At 56.6% G+C, this 16,252-nt stretch carries 17 protein-coding genes; 7 read left to right on the forward strand and 10 right to left on the reverse strand.

The window, feature by feature from the left end:
• Window positions 1–87 precede the first annotated feature (87 nt).
• The 6 genes from QGM61_RS06665 to ffh form a co-directional block, all read right to left on the reverse strand.
• Entirely contained in the window at window positions 88–864 is a 777-nt protein-coding gene (locus QGM61_RS06665; protein ID WP_237133732.1) for a DsbC family protein, read from the reverse strand.
• 170 nt (window positions 865–1,034) lie between these two features.
• Window positions 1,035–1,400 carry a 50S ribosomal protein L19 gene (gene rplS / locus QGM61_RS06670; RefSeq protein WP_237133731.1) on the reverse strand — a complete coding sequence of 122 codons (366 nt, stop codon included), beginning with the start codon at window positions 1,398–1,400 and terminating at the stop codon, window positions 1,035–1,037.
• A gap of 42 nt (window positions 1,401–1,442) precedes the next feature.
• Complete coding sequence (gene trmD, locus QGM61_RS06675; protein ID WP_237133730.1) at window positions 1,443–2,198, reverse strand: tRNA (guanosine(37)-N1)-methyltransferase TrmD; 756 nt, start codon at window positions 2,196–2,198, stop codon at window positions 1,443–1,445.
• A gap of 24 nt (window positions 2,199–2,222) precedes the next feature.
• Window positions 2,223–2,759: a ribosome maturation factor RimM gene (gene rimM, locus QGM61_RS06680; protein WP_281132410.1), complete on the reverse strand. Its 537-nt coding sequence runs from the start codon at window positions 2,757–2,759 to the stop codon at window positions 2,223–2,225.
• 14 nt (window positions 2,760–2,773) lie between these two features.
• Window positions 2,774–3,034: a 30S ribosomal protein S16 gene (gene rpsP / locus QGM61_RS06685; protein WP_237133728.1), complete on the reverse strand. Its 261-nt coding sequence runs from the start codon at window positions 3,032–3,034 to the stop codon at window positions 2,774–2,776.
• 149 nt (window positions 3,035–3,183) lie between these two features.
• Window positions 3,184–4,566, reverse strand: a complete 1,383-nt coding sequence (gene ffh, locus QGM61_RS06690) for a signal recognition particle protein (protein WP_237133727.1) — start codon at window positions 4,564–4,566, stop codon at window positions 3,184–3,186.
• A gap of 228 nt (window positions 4,567–4,794) precedes the next feature.
• Between ffh and QGM61_RS06695 the strand changes: the two genes are divergently transcribed.
• Window positions 4,795–5,601: an inner membrane protein YpjD gene (locus QGM61_RS06695; RefSeq protein WP_281132411.1), complete on the forward strand. Its 807-nt coding sequence runs from the start codon at window positions 4,795–4,797 to the stop codon at window positions 5,599–5,601.
• Window positions 5,602–5,607: 6 nt separating this feature from the next.
• A complete protein-coding gene (locus QGM61_RS06700; protein ID WP_281132412.1) occupies window positions 5,608–6,897 on the forward strand; it encodes an HlyC/CorC family transporter in 1,290 nt (429 codons plus the stop codon).
• 11 nt (window positions 6,898–6,908) lie between these two features.
• Here QGM61_RS06700 and QGM61_RS06705 read toward each other — a convergent pair whose 3' ends face one another.
• Both QGM61_RS06705 and pspF read right to left on the reverse strand, forming a co-directional pair.
• Window positions 6,909–7,691, reverse strand: a complete 783-nt coding sequence (locus tag QGM61_RS06705; protein ID WP_281132413.1) for a 4'-phosphopantetheinyl transferase family protein — start codon at window positions 7,689–7,691, stop codon at window positions 6,909–6,911.
• A 49-nt stretch (window positions 7,692–7,740) separates the two neighbouring features.
• Window positions 7,741–8,796 (reverse strand): phage shock protein operon transcriptional activator, encoded by a 1,056-nt coding sequence (gene pspF / locus QGM61_RS06710; RefSeq protein ID WP_317622147.1) that lies wholly within the window; start codon window positions 8,794–8,796, stop codon window positions 7,741–7,743.
• A gap of 249 nt (window positions 8,797–9,045) precedes the next feature.
• Here pspF and pspA point away from each other — a divergent pair, with 249 nt between their 5' ends.
• Genes pspA through QGM61_RS06735 form a run of 5 tightly spaced genes read left to right on the forward strand, consistent with a single transcriptional unit; the run spans window position 9,046 to window position 11,678 of the window.
• The gene (gene pspA, locus QGM61_RS06715) at window positions 9,046–9,705 is read left to right on the forward strand and encodes a phage shock protein PspA (RefSeq protein ID WP_237133723.1); all 660 of its coding nucleotides are present in this window, start codon (window positions 9,046–9,048) and stop codon (window positions 9,703–9,705) included.
• 12 nt (window positions 9,706–9,717) lie between these two features.
• Window positions 9,718–9,954 (forward strand): envelope stress response membrane protein PspB, encoded by a 237-nt coding sequence (gene pspB, locus QGM61_RS06720; protein WP_237133722.1) that lies wholly within the window; start codon window positions 9,718–9,720, stop codon window positions 9,952–9,954.
• Entirely contained in the window at window positions 9,938–10,684 is a 747-nt protein-coding gene (locus QGM61_RS06725) for a PspC domain-containing protein (RefSeq protein ID WP_281132414.1), read from the forward strand. Before pspB ends, QGM61_RS06725 begins: the two co-directional genes overlap by 17 nt.
• A gap of 6 nt (window positions 10,685–10,690) precedes the next feature.
• Window positions 10,691–11,056, forward strand: a complete 366-nt coding sequence (locus QGM61_RS06730; protein ID WP_281132415.1) for a DUF3135 domain-containing protein — start codon at window positions 10,691–10,693, stop codon at window positions 11,054–11,056.
• 43 nt (window positions 11,057–11,099) lie between these two features.
• Complete coding sequence (locus QGM61_RS06735) at window positions 11,100–11,678, forward strand: NUDIX hydrolase (protein WP_281132416.1); 579 nt, start codon at window positions 11,100–11,102, stop codon at window positions 11,676–11,678.
• 306 nt (window positions 11,679–11,984) lie between these two features.
• Here QGM61_RS06735 and QGM61_RS06740 read toward each other — a convergent pair whose 3' ends face one another.
• Together QGM61_RS06740 and purL are read right to left on the reverse strand one after the other, a co-directional pair.
• Window positions 11,985–12,296 carry a YqfO family protein gene (locus QGM61_RS06740; RefSeq protein ID WP_281132417.1) on the reverse strand — a complete coding sequence of 104 codons (312 nt, stop codon included), beginning with the start codon at window positions 12,294–12,296 and terminating at the stop codon, window positions 11,985–11,987.
• Window positions 12,296–16,216: a phosphoribosylformylglycinamidine synthase gene (purL, locus tag QGM61_RS06745; protein WP_281132418.1), complete on the reverse strand. Its 3,921-nt coding sequence runs from the start codon at window positions 16,214–16,216 to the stop codon at window positions 12,296–12,298. The genes QGM61_RS06740 and purL overlap by 1 nt, the downstream gene beginning before the upstream one ends.
• Window positions 16,217–16,252: the final 36 nt, after the last annotated feature.

Below are 16,252 nucleotides of genomic sequence, written 5' to 3' on the forward strand. Positions count from 1 at the left end.
TCACATCAAAAAAAAGACACGAATCCAGTTCGTGTCGGGTAAAACAAATGTATCTGTATAAATGATACGTCGATTGTACGTGACGTATTACTGGCCCAGAACGGTAGCCGCGAGACGGTCAACTTCCATATAACCAGGGATCACGGTGCCATCCTGCAGCACAATCGCAGGCGTTCCTGAGATACCGATCTGGTTGCCAATCGTGTGCTGGCTGATCACCGGGTTCTGACATTCCAGCGCCGGCAGATTCTGTCCGTTTTTGGCCTGCGTCAGCGCCCGCTTGCGATCACTGGCACACCACACCGAAATCATCTTGGGGTAGGCTTCCGACTGGCGTCCGCCGCGCGGATAGGCTACATAGCGCACCTCAATGCCACGCTCATTGATCGCCTCGATATCACCATGCAGGCGACGGCAGAAAGTGCAATCAACATCTGTGAACACGGTAATGGTCGCGAGCGGGTCACTCTCCGGGCTGAAGATGATCATGTCCTCTTCAGCCATATTGGCGATCAGGTCCGCCGTTTGGCCTTTGCGCGTCTCTGCAGTCAGATTGACCAGACCCTCGGGTCGGGTCATATACAGCTCACCGGTCATCAGGAACTGCCCGGAGCGGTTGGTATGCAGAATCTCACCCGAACTCATGATGACTTCGTAGATGCCTTCCATCGGCGTCTCGTTGACCTGGCGGACCTGCAATTGGCCCTGGCTGACAGCGCCAAGGCTGGTATTCAGGGTATTGGTCAGCTCGACAGCCCAGTCCGGGGTTTCCGCAGCCGTGGCGCTGCCAGCGACAAAGGTCAAAGACACAGCCGCCAGCTGTGCCCAACGCAGTGCGCCATTCAGCTTAGATGACAACTTCATAGAGATTCTCCACAGCCATTTAGAGCTAGTAACAGATACACAAGACTTTACCATGAGCGGCACTATGGGCCAAAAAAAAGGGGCTCGAAAGCCCCTTTTTTCTGCATTTTTCTGCATCTTTGTGCCACAGGCTGTGACACCCGGCAGATCGGCGCGCTGGCCGGCAGAGATCAGCTGACTTTTTTGTCCAGCTTTTCTGTAATACGGGCAGCACGACCAGACAGTTCGCGCAAGTAGTACAGTTTGGCCTGACGAACGTCACCACGACGCTTGACGGCAATGCTGTCTACCAGCGGGCTGTAAGTCTGGAATGTACGCTCAACGCCCACGCCGTGAGAGATCTTGCGGACAGTGAAGGCAGAGTTCAGACCACGGTTACGGATACCGATGACAACGCCTTCAAAAGCCTGCAGACGCTCACGATCGCCTTCCTTGATCTTTACCTGAACAACAACGGTATCACCCGGGCTGAATTCCGGGATTTCCTTGTTCATTTGCTCTTTTTCGATCATTTCAATGTATTTGCTGTTGCTCATTGCCGCACTCCCATTATTGATACCTTGCTACCGTCACGGCAGTCAGGCACCAGATTCACTGATAAATTCGTTTAACAAAACCCGCTGCTCGTCGGTCAATTGCCGCGATTCGAGCAGATCAGGCCGCTTCAACCATGTTCTTCCCAGACGCTGTTTTAACTGCCAGCGTCGAATTTCCTGGTGATTGCCGCCGGTCAGCACCGCCGGAACATCCATCCCGGCAAAGGCCTGTGGCCTGGTGTAGCGCGGACAGTCCAGCAATCCGGCCCCACCCTCAACCGCAGCAAATGAATCCAGACCTGCAGAGTCCTCGTTGCCAAGGGCTCCCGGCAGATACCGGATCACTGCGTCCAGCATCACCATGGCGGGTAACTCACCGCCACTGAGGACGTAGTCGCCTACCGACCATTCCTCGTCAATCCGGGTTTGCAGTACTCGCTCATCGATGCCCTGATAGCGCCCGCAAACCAATATCAAATTCGTCCGACCAGCCAGTGATTCAACACCTGCCTGGTCCAGCCTGCGCCCCTGGGGCGACAGGTAGATCACCGTCGGCCGACTGTCATGCCAGGCCGTGGCTGCGTCGATGGCCTGACACAGCGGCTCGGTTTTCATCAACATGCCGGCGCCGCCGCCAAACGGCTTGTCATCAACTGTGCGGTGCCTGTCGGTGGTGAAATCACGTGGATTCCAGCACTTCAGGTCCAGCAGCCCGTTGCGACAGGCGCGGCCGGTGATGCCGTAGTCGGTCACCGCGGTGAACATGTCCGGAAACAGTGTCACGATTGCAACTTTCATGGCGACGCCTTCCCGGTGGCACTCTTAAAGCAGGTAGTCAGCGCCCCACTCCACCACAATGACGCCAGCCGTGCGATCCACCTTAACCACAACGTTGTCGGGCAGCCAGGGAATCAGTCGCTGCACATCATCTATGCTGTCAGCGCTGGCATCTACCACCAGCACGTCGTTGGCGCCGGTCTCCAGCAGGTTGCTGACTTTGCCGAGGCACTGCCCCGCCGTATTCTCAACCCGCAGGCCTATCAATTCGTGCCAGTAATAATCGTCTTCTGACAGATCCGGCAAGGCATCGGCCTGCACATAGAGCTCGATATTGGTCAGCTCACGCGCCGCTTCCGGCGTGTCGTAACCAACAAAGTGCCCTACCAGCCCTTTGCCGTGCGGTTTACCAGCATCCATGTCGAGCTGTTTCTCAAGCCCCTGACATGTTACGTAAAACGTTTTGTACTCAAGCAGGTTATCGCGTGGCTGAGTAAATGAAATCAGCTTGACCCAACCCTTGATGCCATAGGGCGCACCGATGCGCCCCAGACAGATCCGGTCTGCAGATAACGCTGCCAATGCAACTCCGGCTATCAGGCCTGAGTGCTGGCGGCCGCGCTCGCCTGCTTGATCAGCTCAGCTACACGCTCGCTGGCCTGTGCGCCCTGGCCTTCCCAGTGCTTTACACGGTCCAGATCGATACGCAGACGCTCCTCGTTACCACGCGCTACCGGGTTGAAGAACCCAACGCGCTCGATGAAACGGCCGTCACGCGCATTGCGCGAATCAGTTACCGTGATGTGATAAAAAGGCTTTTTCTTGGCGCCGCCGCGAGCCAGTCGGATTGTGACCATAGACTACATTTCCTAATGTTAGCTTCGTACGAAAACAGAGTATTCCCGACACAGTGCCGGAAAAAGTGCGGTATTCTAAGCGAATTGGCCGCCAGAGGGAAGAAAACTTTGGTTTTTTTCACACTGCGGCCAGACTGTTGGATCAGTTGTCAGAATCGCGGCGGACCACCAGCACCCGGGAAGCCTCCTGGCCCCCGCATACCGCCCAGGCCACGCATCATATTGGCCAGCGCGCCGCTCTTCATTTTCTTCATCATTTTCTGCATTTGTTTGTGCTGCTTCAGCAGACGGTTCAGATCCTGAATCTGTGTGCCAGAGCCCTGACAGATACGCCGCTTACGCGATCCATTGAGGGCATCCGGGTTGCGCCGCTCCTTGGGCGTCATGGAGTTGATGATGGCCTCCATGCGGCTAAACTGCTTTTCATCCACCTTGGCGGCTGCGCCAGGCGGCAAGGCGCCCATGCCAGGCATCTTGTCCATGATGCTTGCCATGCCACCCATATTCTTCATCTGCTGCAGCTGTTCGCGGAAATCCTCAAGGTCGAAACCCTTGCCCTTCTGGAATTTGCCAGCCAGCTTCTCTGCCTTGCTGCGGTCGACCTTGCGCTCAGCTTCTTCGATCAGCGACAGCAGGTCACCCATGCCCAGGATGCGCGAGGCGATACGGTCCGGATAGAACGGCTCCAGCGCGTCAATCTTTTCGCCCATACCGATAAACTTGATCGGCTTGCCGGTGACCTGGCGTACGGACAGCGCGGCACCACCGCGGGAATCACCGTCTGCCTTGGTCAGCACCACACCGGTCAGTGGCAGCGCGTCGCTGAAGGCCTTGGCTGTGACCGCCGCATCCTGACCGGTCATGGCATCAACCACAAACAGGGTTTCAATCGGGTTCAGTGTGCGGTGCAGACGACTGATCTCGTCCATCATCTCGCCGTCGATGGCGAGGCGGCCAGCGGTATCCACCAGCAGCACATCAACAAATGCCTTGCGCGCTTCCTTGACCGCTGCCTGGGCAATGTCTTCCGGCTTCTGTGAGATATCTGACGGGAAGAACTTGACGCCAACCTCTTTGGCCAGGGTCTCCAGCTGTGCAATCGCGGCGGGACGATAAACGTCGGCACTGACCACCATTACCGATTTTTTCTGGTCGTTTTTCAGCAGGCGCGCCAGTTTGGCGACGGTAGTGGTTTTACCCGCACCCTGCAGACCTGCCATCAGTACGATGGCGGGCGGCTGCGCAGACAGGTCCAGCTTTTCGTTGGCCACGCCCATGACCGCTTCCAGCTCGGCCTGAACGATCTTGATGAAGGCCTGACCCGGACTCAGGCTCTTGGAGACCTCCTGACCGACAGCGCGCAGTTTGACCCGCTCGATGAAGTCCTTGACCACCGGCAGCGCAACATCCGCCTCAAGCAGCGCACGTCTTACCTCACGCAGCGCCTCTTCAATGTTGTTTTCCGTCAGCGTCGCCTTGCCACTGATCTTGCGCAGGGCACCGGAGAGCCGTTCGGTTAAGCTGTCAAACATAGTCAATAGACCTCGGAAACTCGTACATCGTAAATAATGCCGCGTATTATCCCCTTGATGCGCGCCCGCTACAATAGCCGTCAGGCAGAGCTCCGGGCTCACGTGGCAAGCCAAAAAATGCTTCAACGCCTTGGACAGTTATGCGACACTCTGCCGACAACATGCGGGCTGAGCCCTTCTGACCCGCCCGCTTGAGCGATAACCAATAACAAGGATTTGTCTGCTTTCATGCCCATTTCGACGCTGTCAGGCATTGCTGCCATCGTGCTGTACATTGCCAGCCTGAGCTTTCAGAGTCACGCCATCCGGACCCAGAACGCCCGCATCAAGGCCGGCCCGGCTGTGGCCGCTACCGGGCTCGCGGCAATAGCGCTGCATGGCATCAGTGCGTGGCTGCTGGTTGTGCGTCCAGACGGTTACCATTTTGGCATAGTGCAGGTGAGCACTCTGATTCTGGCTGCCATCGCCCTGCTGGCCATGATCACCAACCTGCGCAGACCGCTGGCCATCATTGTGCTGTGGGTCTTCCCGCTGGCAGCACTGGCACTGTTGCTGTCCCTGCTTATAGATAGCGACTACCCCACGCAGCAACTGAACGCCGGCCTGGCCGCGCATGTCCTGTTATCGGTTCTGGCTTACAGCCTGTTTGCACTGGCGTCACTGCAGGCGGCTTTTCTGGCCTACCAGAATTACAATCTGCGTCACCAGCATGCATCAGCTGTGATGCGTCGATTCCCGCCACTGCAGGACATGGAAAAGCTGCTGTTTGAGTTGTTGTGGATTGCCCAGATACTGCTGACGCTAGCCATTGCAGCAGGCTTCATGTTTGTTGATGACCTGATGGCTCAGGGACTGCCACACAAGACAGTCTTCTCGCTGCTGGCGTGGACGGTATTCTCGGTGCTGCTGTGGGGCCGGTATCGTCTTGGCTGGCGCGGCAATACCGCCATCAAGGGCACCCTGGCCGGGTTTGCCCTGCTGCTGCTGGGCTTTTATGGCTCAAAGATTGTCATCGAATTCATCCTTGGAGGTTAGGCACTGATGGACGGAGACTCATCGGTTCCCATTCTCACTGGTCTGCTCGTTTTTCTGATTTTCGCTTCAGCTTACTTCTCAAGCTCGGAAACGAGCATGATGTCGCTGAACCGTTATCGACTGAAGCACCTGGTGCGGCAAAAACACGCTGGCGCGCAGCGGGTCAGCCGTCTGCTGGAGGCGCCCGACAAACTGCTGGGCGTTATCCTGATCGGCAACAATTTTGTCAATCTGCTGTCCGCCTCGATTGCCACATCCATTGCCATTCAATTGTTCGGCAATCCGGAAACCGTGCTGACGACGATTGTCATGACTCTGTTGATCCTGATTTTTGCCGAAATCACACCAAAAACCATCGCCGCCCTGCACCCGGAGCGCATTGCCTATCCGTCCAGTCTGCTGCTGGTGCTGCTGTTGAAGGTGCTGTATCCGCTTGTGTGGATGGCCAACCGCGTGTCCCACCTGCTGATTCGCGCATTCGGCATCAAACCCGAATCCTCCGCCGATCACCAGCTCAGCCCGGAAGAGCTGCGCACCGTGGTGCACGAATCAGCACAGCTGATTCCGGCCCAGGGCCAGGGCATGCTGCTGAATGTGCTGGACCTGGAGAAGGTCACCGTGAACGACATTCTGGTGCCCCGCAGTGAGATCACCGGCATCGACATGGATGATGACCTGGACGACATCCTGCTGCTGATTGGCACCGCGCAGCACACCCGGCTGCCGGTATACCGCAAAGAGATCGACAATGTCATTGGCGTGCTGCATATGCGCAGCATTGCCCGACTGGCGCAGTCCAATGAAATCACCAAGGACGATATCAGCAATGAACTGGACGCGGCCTACTTCATTCCGGAAAGCACACCACTGCATACACAGCTGTTCAACTTTCAGCGTCATCGCAAACGCATGGCCTTTGTTGTGGATGAGTATGGTGACGTAAAAGGCATCATTACCCTGGAAGATATTCTGGAAGAAATTGTGGGTGAATTCACGACTGATGTGGCCGACAGCAGCCAGGACGTTCACCCGCAGGACGACGGCACCTATCTGATAGACGGCACGGCCACGCTGCGCGATATCAATCGCATTCTTGGCTGGGAACTGGACACCACCAATGCCAAGACGCTGAACGGCCTGTTGATGGAGACGCTGGAGTCCATCCCGGATTCAGCCATTGGTATCCAGATTGGTGAGTATTTTGCGGAGATCGTTCAGGTCAAGGACAATGTGATCAAGACGGTACGCATGTGGCGAGCCGAACCAGCCGAGCAAGCCAACGAGACAGACGGCTGAGCTGTCTGACTTCAGATACTGGTGCTTCGCAGCTGCTGCCACTGCGCGGTGTGTACACCAGAGACAATATCGAAACCCTGCACTGTCAGCGACTGCGGGCTGCTGTCAACCGCGCCCATCTGACACGCCAGACTCAGGCGAAAAGCGCCATGTATCCCAGACCATACCTGCCAGTGATCCGCGCCTGATTCAGCCGCCGGCTGTATCGGCCTGTGCAGAGTCATGGCCAGACCTTGCGCCGCAAGCGGGTCAAAGGAAAAGTGTCGCAGCGCATGTGCCAGCCCCATGCCACAGGCTTTCACGCAGGCTTCCTTGAGTGTCCAGATTTCCAGAAAAAGTGACTGCCTGATGTCGGCCGCACTGCTGTTGAGCAGCTGAAATTCTTCATCAGTAAAAAAGCGCTTTGCCAGTGCCAGCGCATCCACCTCGCGTGTTTGCGGCTCGATATCAACCCCCACTTCGCCACGGTCGCATACCGCAATGGCCAGCATGCCGTCGGCGTGGGTCAGATTGTAGGAGCCGGCGGCCGGGACAACACCGGGCGGTGCGGATACAAAGGGTTTACCGTGATGTGAGCGCCTGAATCGCCAGGCACCCGGCTCAACAGCGGGCCAGTAGTGACTCAGTAATTTGCGCAGTGCCACCCGCGTATGCAGAAAGGTGAACTGTCCTTTGGGTAGCCGCTGACTGTCAAAACGCTTTTGCTCATCTTCGCTGAGCAGGCCGGCCGACATCACCTGCAACTGCTGCAGTGTCATGTCCGGCTCAGGAACAAGCCACAGATCAATAGACATTCTGCAATCCGGCCTGCAACTGAACCCTCATTTTTTACCGCCTTAACTTTCAGGAAATCAGATCGTACTTCCTGAGATAACCGCGCAACTGGTGATAGCTCAGGTTAAGAAACTCTGCTGTCTTGCGCTGATTAAACTGGCAGTGTTCCAGCGCTTTTTTCAGCATGTCTGTCTCGTAGTCCTGCATGTGCTGCCTGAAATCCAGCGGCTCAGCATTCCAGCCGGCAATGTTTGCTGCTGGTGCAGGCGCTGACGCGTTGTCCGTCACAGCCGGCATGGATTCATCACCACTGGATTGTGCCGCCCGCACTGGCGACACCGTGGGTCGGTAAGGAGATTCAAAGGGGTTGAATACCAGACGGCTGACCGTTTTCCCGGGATGCTGATAGACCGCACGCTCAACAACGTTTTTCAGCTCGCGGATATTGCCGGGCCAGCTGTATTTGAGCATCTGCTGAATGACGCTGTCAGTGAAACCGGCAAAGTAGTCCAGCCCCAGCTCTTTTACCATGGCTACCGCAAAGTGTTCGGCCAGCACGATGATATCGTCTGACCGGGCACGCAGCGGCGGCAAGGTGATGACATCGAATGACAGACGATCGATCAGGTCTTCACGGAATTTGCCGGCCCGGCCCAGTGCCGGAAGGTCCTCATTGGTGGCTGCTATCAGCCGCACGTCCACGGTCAGGGTCTGATTGCCACCAAGGCGCTCAAACTCGCCGTATTCGATCACCCGGAGGATCTTCTCCTGGACCATCATCGAGGTATTCGCCAGCTCGTCGAGGAACAGTGTGCCGCCATCAGCACGCTCGAAAAAACCTTTGCGCTGACCGGTGGCACCCGTAAAGGCGCCACTTTCGTGACCAAACAGCTGCGCCTCGAGTAATGACTCACTGAGGGCCGCACAATTGATTTTAAGGAAGTTGTTTTGCCAGCGGCTGGAGAGATAGTGCAGACGCGCTGCAATCAGCTCCTTACCTGTGCCCCGCTCACCCACGATCAAAACCGGCTTATTAAGCGGCGCAACCTGCGAGACGTGCTCCTGCATTTCCAGAAAACAGGCAGATTCGCCTATCATACGCGGAAGGGAAATATCGTCAGACACCGAAACTCTCCTGTTTCTTATGGCCTGAAATCAAGCTCAGACCAACATGTCGCGAAAAATACCACTTATTGACTCAAACAACCAATAGAGCAAACGACTTAGTAGCAGCAGCAAATGTTTATTTCGTTATTTTTCAATGCATTATGATTATTTTCAAAAACTGGCACAGAACCTGCTCACCACAGTGTGGAACACAGTCGCACCCAAGGATGCACTGAAACACCAACACTATTTCAGAGGTAAGACAATATGGGTATCTTCTCACGCTTGAGCGACATCATTAACTCCAACATCAGCGCCATTCTGGATAAGGCTGAGAATCCGGAGAAAATGATCCGCATGATGATTCAGGAAATGGAAGAGACCTTGGTGGAGGTGCGCAGCAACACCGCCAAAGTGATCGCCGAAAAGAAAACCGTCAATCGTCGTATAGAGCAGTTGCGTCGTCAGGCCGCCGACTGGGAAGCCAAGGCCGAATTGGCACTGGGCAAGGATCGTGAAGATCTGGCCCGGGCGGCACTGGTCGAAAAGTCCTCTGTTCACACAACGATCACGATGCTGGAAAGCGAACTGGTCAAGCTGGATGACACGCTGGACAAGCTCAGCACTGAGATTGAACAGCTGCAGGCCAAACTGACTGATGCCCGCGCTCGTCAGAAGACTCTGCTGATGCGCACCAGTGCCGCTCAGTCACGCGTTGATATCAATCAGAAGCTGCACAGCACCAGTATTGACAGCGCCATGAACAAGTTCGAGTATTACGAGCGCAAGATCGACCTGATGGAAGGCCAGGTAGACAGCATGAACATCAAACAGCGTGGCCTTGCCGACGAGTTTGAAGAGCTGGCAAATCGGGAAAAGATCGATCAGGAGCTGGAAAGCATCAAAGCCAAACTGAACAAACAGTAAAGGACCCCGGTCATGGAATTCTTTGAATTTGTCATAGCGCTCGTCTCCATCGGCGGCACATTCGTGACAATCTGGGTGGTTCTGCTGTACCGGCGCAAGGAGAAGCAATTGCCGGCTGCCGCTCAGACCTACACACTGAATGAGCTGAGTAAGTTGGCGGATACGATGAATCAGCGTATCGACACGCTGGAAGCGATACTCGACGCTGAGGTGCCGGGCTGGAGGGAACAGCATGAGCAATCAAAATGAACAAGGCACCTTCACCCGCCCTCGCCCGAAACTGGCGCTGGACCGGGAAAACCGAAAACTGCTGGGTGTCTGCGCGGGATTTGCACGATACCTGGAAGTACCGGCGGCACTGGTTCGTGTCATCTACCTGATTGCCTGCCTGGTCTCTCCGATTCTGCTGATCGCCTACTTCCTGCTGTACTGGCTGATCGAAGATGAGGAGCGACCTGCCCGCCTGAAGGCGGCCATCTCCCGCAAGCGCGATGACACGGAATCAGTCATGCGCGAAGCTGAACGCGAAGCGGGCTACAGGCCCGCTGACGACAGGGTAGAAAGCGAGCCCGCGGAGGAGGCAACAGGGACAGGTCGGTTCAATCTGAAGCGTCCGTTCTACCGCAGTCGACGCAATGTACGCATTGCCGGTGTCTGTGCAGGGATCGCAGATTACCTGGGTATCAGTACCTTCCTGGTGCGCCTGATTACCTTCCTGTCGCTGTTTATCGTGGGTGGTTTGACGCTCTGGGCATATGTGATCCTCTGGATTGTGCTTGACAAGGAGCCCAAAGTAAGTAAAAAAGGAACTCAGAGCACCCAGAGAACTCAGGATAGAGCCGCAGAAGCTGCGCAGTACAAAGCCAACGTTGATGATTGTGTCAACAATCTGCGAGCCACAGAGCAGCGCTTACAGGAAGTTGAAGCGTTTATCACATCCAAGCAGTTCCGGTTGCATTGTGAAATCAACAGGATCTGATCGACCATGGCAAAACTGCCGGACTTCGATACCTTGCTGGCCATGCATCGGGACGACCCCGATGCACTGGACCGGTTGCGCAACAAGCTGACCTCGGAACTGGTCGCTTCGGCCTCTTCCGACACTCAGCGTCGCCTGGCGGGACTGCAGTTCAGAATCAACATGGAGCTGCGCCGCGCTGGCAACCCGACTGCCGCCTTCCTGAAACTTTCCAACATGATGCAGGACTCATTCTCCGAGCTTAACTTCTGCCTCAACAACCCAATCGATGCCGTCAAAGCAAGACAGAACGGCCCGAAAGCTGATATTCTGCCACTCGATTCTGCTGCCAGAAAGCAAGACGATACACCCGGCACGCCTACCAGACACTGAGCGTGCCGCCAATTCAGCGTCAACGGTTACTGCCTGATATTTCATGAAATTTTGCCCTCAATGTGCCGGCCCGATAACTCATCACATACCGCCCGGCGATGACAAGCTGCGTTATTGCTGCCTCCCCTGTGACAAGGTTTATTATCAGAACCCCAACAATGTCGTGGGAACACTGCCAGTGTGGCAGGATCAGGTTCTGTTGTGCCGTCGGGCCATAGAACCCCGCAAAGGCTACTGGACGCTACCTGCCGGCTTTCTGGAGAATGGTGAGACGACTCTGGAAGGCGCTATCCGGGAAACCCACGAGGAAGCTGGTGCCAGGCTGCAACTGCCCTCAGACAGCCTGTATGCGCTGTTTAATCTGCCGGTCATCAATCAGGTGTATGTGTTTTTCCGCGCGGACCTGGCCAGCCTGGACTTCGACCCCGGTGAGGAAAGCCTTGAAGTTAAACTGTTCAGAGAGCACGAAGTGCCCTGGGACAACATAGCCTTTGCCGTCGTTCGAAAGACGCTGGAGCTGTACTTCGAGGATAGACGCAAACAGCACTATCCGGTGAGAATGTTTGATGTGAGGTATTCGCCAGAGAGAAAGGCGGATATTCAGTTGATCAGCCAGAGCTGAAAGATTGTATTCCAGGCAGTTGGCCTTTGCGTCCCTGCGCGGCCGTTTGCGTCCTGCTCGCATCCTGCGTGTAATATCCATTTACCCAGCGGCCGGAAGAACCGCTCTTTATCCTTGAGCTCCCTGCATCGCGGGCTTTGCCTCGCTTGGCGCATTTCATACCTGGCTCGGCTTGCGTTCCCTTGATGGTAGTCTTGTCGCTACTCGGGGCCGATCATACGTCACCCAACTTAGAATCTGCAATAAATTGTGTCGCAACTGCGACAAAGCGTCATAAGATGGGGATGAATGTATTCAGCTAATTGATCAGTATGGCAACAGCGCCACAACGTCGTAGGCGGGCTCTTCGTAGGGGTGAGACGCTTTCAGTGCCTGGATGACCGCCTCGATACAGGTTTCCGTACAAACCATCTCCACACGGTACTCACTGACCGTCTCCAGCGCACCCTGAGAACCAATAAAGGGATTGGCACCATCCAGTGGCCGGAACTGGCCCTGACCGGCGATCTGCCAGCAACAGCTGTCATAATCGCCAATACGGCCCGCACCCGCCTCGAACACAGCCTGCTTGACCGGTTCAAGATGGGACTCGGGCACGTAAAAAGTCAGTTTCAGCATTACTTCAACCAGGCTCGGGCGTTACGGAACATTCTCAGCGTCGGGGCATCTTCCTGCCACTCCGCCGGATGCCATGAGTTCTGTACGGCACGGAACACACGCTCCGGGTGCGGCATCATGATGGTCACGCGTCCATCGCGGCTGCAGACCCCGGCAATACCGGCTGGCGAACCATTGGGATTCTCCGGGTAATGCTCCGTCACTTCACCATAGTTGTCCACGTAAGCAGCAGCGATGCCTGATGCGGCCTTCAGCTGTGCGCGCTGGGTGGCGTCAGCGAACTGCGCCCGCCCTTCTCCATGCGCCACGGCGACCGGGAATACAGAGTCTTTCATGCCGGCGAAAAACACCGAGGGTGAATCCGGTACCTTCAGCAGACTGACACGAGCCTCAAACTGCTCAGAGCGATTGCGTTCGAAGCGCGGCCAGTTTTCAGCGCCGGGAATCAGCTCGTGCAGCAATGACATCATCTGGCAGCCATTGCAGATGCCCAGCGACAGCGTGTTCTCTCGTTTGAAGAAGGCCTCAAACTGGCGTCGCAGTGGTTCATTAAACAGCACAGACTTGGCCCAGCCACCGCCGGCCCCCAGCACGTCGCCGTAAGAGAAGCCGCCACAGGCGGCCAGTACGTTGAACGCATCCAGAGCAACGGCGCCGCTGAGCAGATCGCTCATGTGCACATCAACAGCCTTGAAACCGGCTCGATCAAACGCCGCTGCCATTTCCACATGACCATTTACGCCCTGCTCACGCAGGACGGCTACGGCGGGACGTACGCCGGTATTTATGTACGGCGCAGAAATATTCTCGTTCACATCAAAGCTGAGGCGCGCATGCAGGCCCGGGTCTTTTTTGTCAGCAAGGCGTTCGTATTCCTGCTCGGCACACTCCGGATTGTCCCGCAAGGCCTGCATTTCGTAACTGGTGCGGGCCCAGACCTGCTGGCAATGTGTGCGTGTGGTGTCGAGCAGCAGGCGCCCTGAATTGAAAATGCGAATCTGGTCGCCAGCTACTGGCCGGCCGAGTGCACAGGCACAGTCGGACAGGCCAAACTCTTCGACCAGGCTGATAACCTGGTTCAGCTGCGCCGAAGACACCTGCAGCACGGCGCCTGGTTCTTCGTTGAACAGCACGTCTATCTCCGTAGGCTGAACGTCCTGATCCGAGGAGAGCAGTTCCGCCAGCTGGATATCCAGACCACAGTGTCCCGCAAACGCCATCTCCAGCAATGTCGTGATCAGACCGCCATCAGAGCGGTCATGATAGGCCAGCAGCAGGCCGTCGGCGTTAAGCTGCTGGATCAGACCAAAGAAGTTTTTCAGATCTTCAGGACTGTCCAGGTCGGCTGGTGTTTCACCGAGCTCGCGGTAAACCTGCGCCAGCGCCGAGCCGCCCATGCGGTTGCGGCCACGTCCCAGATCCAGCAACAGCAGCTCGGTATCGCCCCGCTCCAGCCGCAGCTGTGGGGTGATGGTCCTGCGTACATCCTGAACCGGTGCAAAGGCCGACACTATCAATGACAACGGTGCGGTGTTGCTCTTTGCCTCACCGTTCTCCTTCCAGACCGTGCGCATGGACATAGAGTCCTTGCCGACCGGAATACAGATACCCAGCGCCGGGCACAGCTCCATACCTACCGCGCGAACGGTCTCGTACAGGCGCGCATCCTCTCCGGTGTGACCAGCCGCCACCATCCAGTTTGCCGACAGTTTGATATCACGTATGTCCCTGATGCTGGCCGAGGCGATATTGGTGATGGCTTCAGCAACCGCCATGCGACCTGATGCGGGCGCATCCAGCAGTGCGATCGGCGTTCGCTCGCCCATGGCCATGGCTTCACCGGCATAGCTGTCGAAAGAGGCGGCTGTCACGGCGGCATCAGCCACCGGTACCTGCCACGGCCCAACCATCTGGTCGCGTGACACCAGACCGGTTACGGTGCGGTCACCAATGGTAATCAGGAAATTCTTGCTGGCGACTGCTGGCAGACTCAGCACCCGCTCAAGCGCATCATCGAGCTCAATCTGGGCCGTATCCAGTCCCACGGTGCGTACCGTCTCGCTGCGCACATCGCGGTGCATACGCGGGGGTTTGCCAAACAGCACTGACATCGGCAGGTCAATCGGACGGTTGCCGAAGTGGCTGTCGTCCAGCGCAATATGTTTCTCTTCAGTCGCCTCACCCACTACCGCGAAGGGGCAACGCTCACGTTTGCAGATGGCTTCGAAGTCGGCCAGACGATCGGGCATAACCGCCAGCACATAACGCTCCTGTGCTTCGTTACACCAGATTTCCAGTGGCGACATGCCCGACTCCGCATTCGGCACCTGACGCAGATCAAATCGACCACCACGCTCGCCGTCTTTAACCAGCTCGGGCAGCGCGTTGGACAGGCCACCGGCACCGACGTCGTGAATGAAGGCAATCGGATTGTTGTCGCCCATCTGCCAGCAGCGATCGATAACTTCCTGGCAGCGACGTTCGATTTCCGGGTTTTCGCGCTGTACAGAGGCAAAATCCAGATCGGCACTGCCAGATCCGGCTGCCATCGACGAGGCCGCACCGCCACCGAGCCCGATCAGCATGGCCGGACCGCCCAGCACGATCAGTCTGGCGCCCGGCGCAAAGGGCTGCTTCTGCACATGCGACTCACGAATATTGCCGATACCACCAGCAATCATGATGGGCTTGTGGTAACCACGCACTTCATTGCCATCTACCGCAGGCACCGACTCCTCATAGGTACGGAAATAACCGCAGAGATTGGGCCGGCCAAATTCGTTATTGAAGGCAGCCGCACCAATCGGTCCTTCAAGCATGATATCCAGTGCCGAGACGATGTGCGCCGGGCGACCGAAATCTTCCTCCCAGGGCTGTGGCAATGCCGGTATGCGCAAATTGGACACACTGAAACCGCACAGACCCGCTTTGGGTTTGGCGCCTGTGCCGGTAGCACCTTCGTCACGGATTTCACCACCGCTGCCGGTTGCCGCGCCAGGGAACGGCGCGATGGCGGTCGGGTGATTATGTGTCTCCACCTTCATCAGAATGTGGATGGGTTCCTCTGTGTAGGTGTATTCATGCGTGAGCGGCTGCGGGAAAAAACGCCCCGCAACGCTGCCACTCATGACAGCCGCATTGTCCTTGTAGGCAGACAGAACGTTGTCCGGAGATTTGGCGTGCGTGTTGCGGATCATGGCAAACAGCGACAGATCCTGATCTATGCCATCGATAGTCCAGCTGGCGTTAAATATCTTGTGCCGGCAATGCTCGGAATTGGCCTGAGCAAACATCATCAGCTCTACATCGTTGGGATTTCGGCCAAGCCTGGTGAAGGCATCCACCAGATAATCGATTTCATCATCGGCCAGCGCCAGACCGAGCTCACGGTTGGCGCTCACCAGCGCCTGACGGCCCTTGCCCAGCACATCAACCTGCGCCATGGCGGCCGGCTCGGCATGGGTAAACAGCTGAGCGGCCTGCTCCACTTCATTCAGGACGGCCTGGGTCATCTTGTCGTGCAGGTGGGTATCAAGCAGTATCAGCTCATCATCGCTCAGCGAGCCTTCGACCGTGACATGCCACTCAATGCCGCGCTCCAGGCGGGCAACGTCTGTCAGACCACAATTGCGGACAATGTCAGTCGCCTTGCTCGACCAGGGCGAGATGGTGCCCGGGCGCGGCACAACCAGCCGGTACACGCCCTGGGCACTGCCCTGCGTTTCTTCTGCCATGTCGCCATAAGCAAGTAACTGTCCCAGAATCTCCAGCTGCTCGCTTGCCATGGGTGCGTCGCAGTCAACCAGATGGACAAATCGCGAGTGAATTGCCGTTACTGCTGGCAGGTCCTGCTGAACGCCGCGGAGCAGTTTGCGAAGTCTGAAGTCGGAATGAGCGGTGCTGCCGGGAAGAACTAGCATTGTGTCAGATAGCCTTACAAGTTGGTGGTCAGGGAT

This window comes from Pseudohongiella sp. SYSU M77423 (assembly GCF_029911965.1).
In the GTDB taxonomy this organism is placed as follows: domain Bacteria; phylum Pseudomonadota; class Gammaproteobacteria; order Pseudomonadales; family Pseudohongiellaceae; genus Pseudohongiella.

Excerpts from the sequence above, each read along its gene's own strand:
- rpsP (WP_237133728.1), bottom strand. The coding sequence starts at position 3,034 with ATGGTCACAATCCGACTGGCTCGCGGCGGCGCCAAGAAAAAGCCTTTT.
- QGM61_RS06725 (WP_281132414.1), top strand. The coding sequence starts at position 9,938 with ATGAGCAATCAAAATGAACAAGGCACCTTCACCCGCCCTCGCCCGAAA.
- QGM61_RS06705 (WP_281132413.1), bottom strand. The coding sequence starts at position 7,691 with ATGTCTATTGATCTGTGGCTTGTTCCTGAGCCGGACATGACACTGCAG.
- QGM61_RS06695 (WP_281132411.1), top strand. The coding sequence starts at position 4,795 with ATGCCCATTTCGACGCTGTCAGGCATTGCTGCCATCGTGCTGTACATT.
- pspB (WP_237133722.1), top strand. The coding sequence starts at position 9,718 with ATGGAATTCTTTGAATTTGTCATAGCGCTCGTCTCCATCGGCGGCACA.
- ffh (WP_237133727.1), bottom strand. The coding sequence starts at position 4,566 with ATGTTTGACAGCTTAACCGAACGGCTCTCCGGTGCCCTGCGCAAGATC.
- QGM61_RS06730 (WP_281132415.1), top strand. The coding sequence starts at position 10,691 with ATGGCAAAACTGCCGGACTTCGATACCTTGCTGGCCATGCATCGGGAC.
- QGM61_RS06665 (WP_237133732.1), bottom strand. The coding sequence starts at position 864 with ATGAAGTTGTCATCTAAGCTGAATGGCGCACTGCGTTGGGCACAGCTG.
- QGM61_RS06740 (WP_281132417.1), bottom strand. The coding sequence starts at position 12,296 with ATGCTGAAACTGACTTTTTACGTGCCCGAGTCCCATCTTGAACCGGTC.
- purL (WP_281132418.1), bottom strand. The coding sequence starts at position 16,216 with ATGCTAGTTCTTCCCGGCAGCACCGCTCATTCCGACTTCAGACTTCGC.
- trmD (WP_237133730.1), bottom strand. The coding sequence starts at position 2,198 with ATGAAAGTTGCAATCGTGACACTGTTTCCGGACATGTTCACCGCGGTG.
- rplS (WP_237133731.1), bottom strand. The coding sequence starts at position 1,400 with ATGAGCAACAGCAAATACATTGAAATGATCGAAAAAGAGCAAATGAAC.
- QGM61_RS06735 (WP_281132416.1), top strand. The coding sequence starts at position 11,100 with ATGAAATTTTGCCCTCAATGTGCCGGCCCGATAACTCATCACATACCG.
- pspA (WP_237133723.1), top strand. The coding sequence starts at position 9,046 with ATGGGTATCTTCTCACGCTTGAGCGACATCATTAACTCCAACATCAGC.
- QGM61_RS06700 (WP_281132412.1), top strand. The coding sequence starts at position 5,608 with ATGGACGGAGACTCATCGGTTCCCATTCTCACTGGTCTGCTCGTTTTT.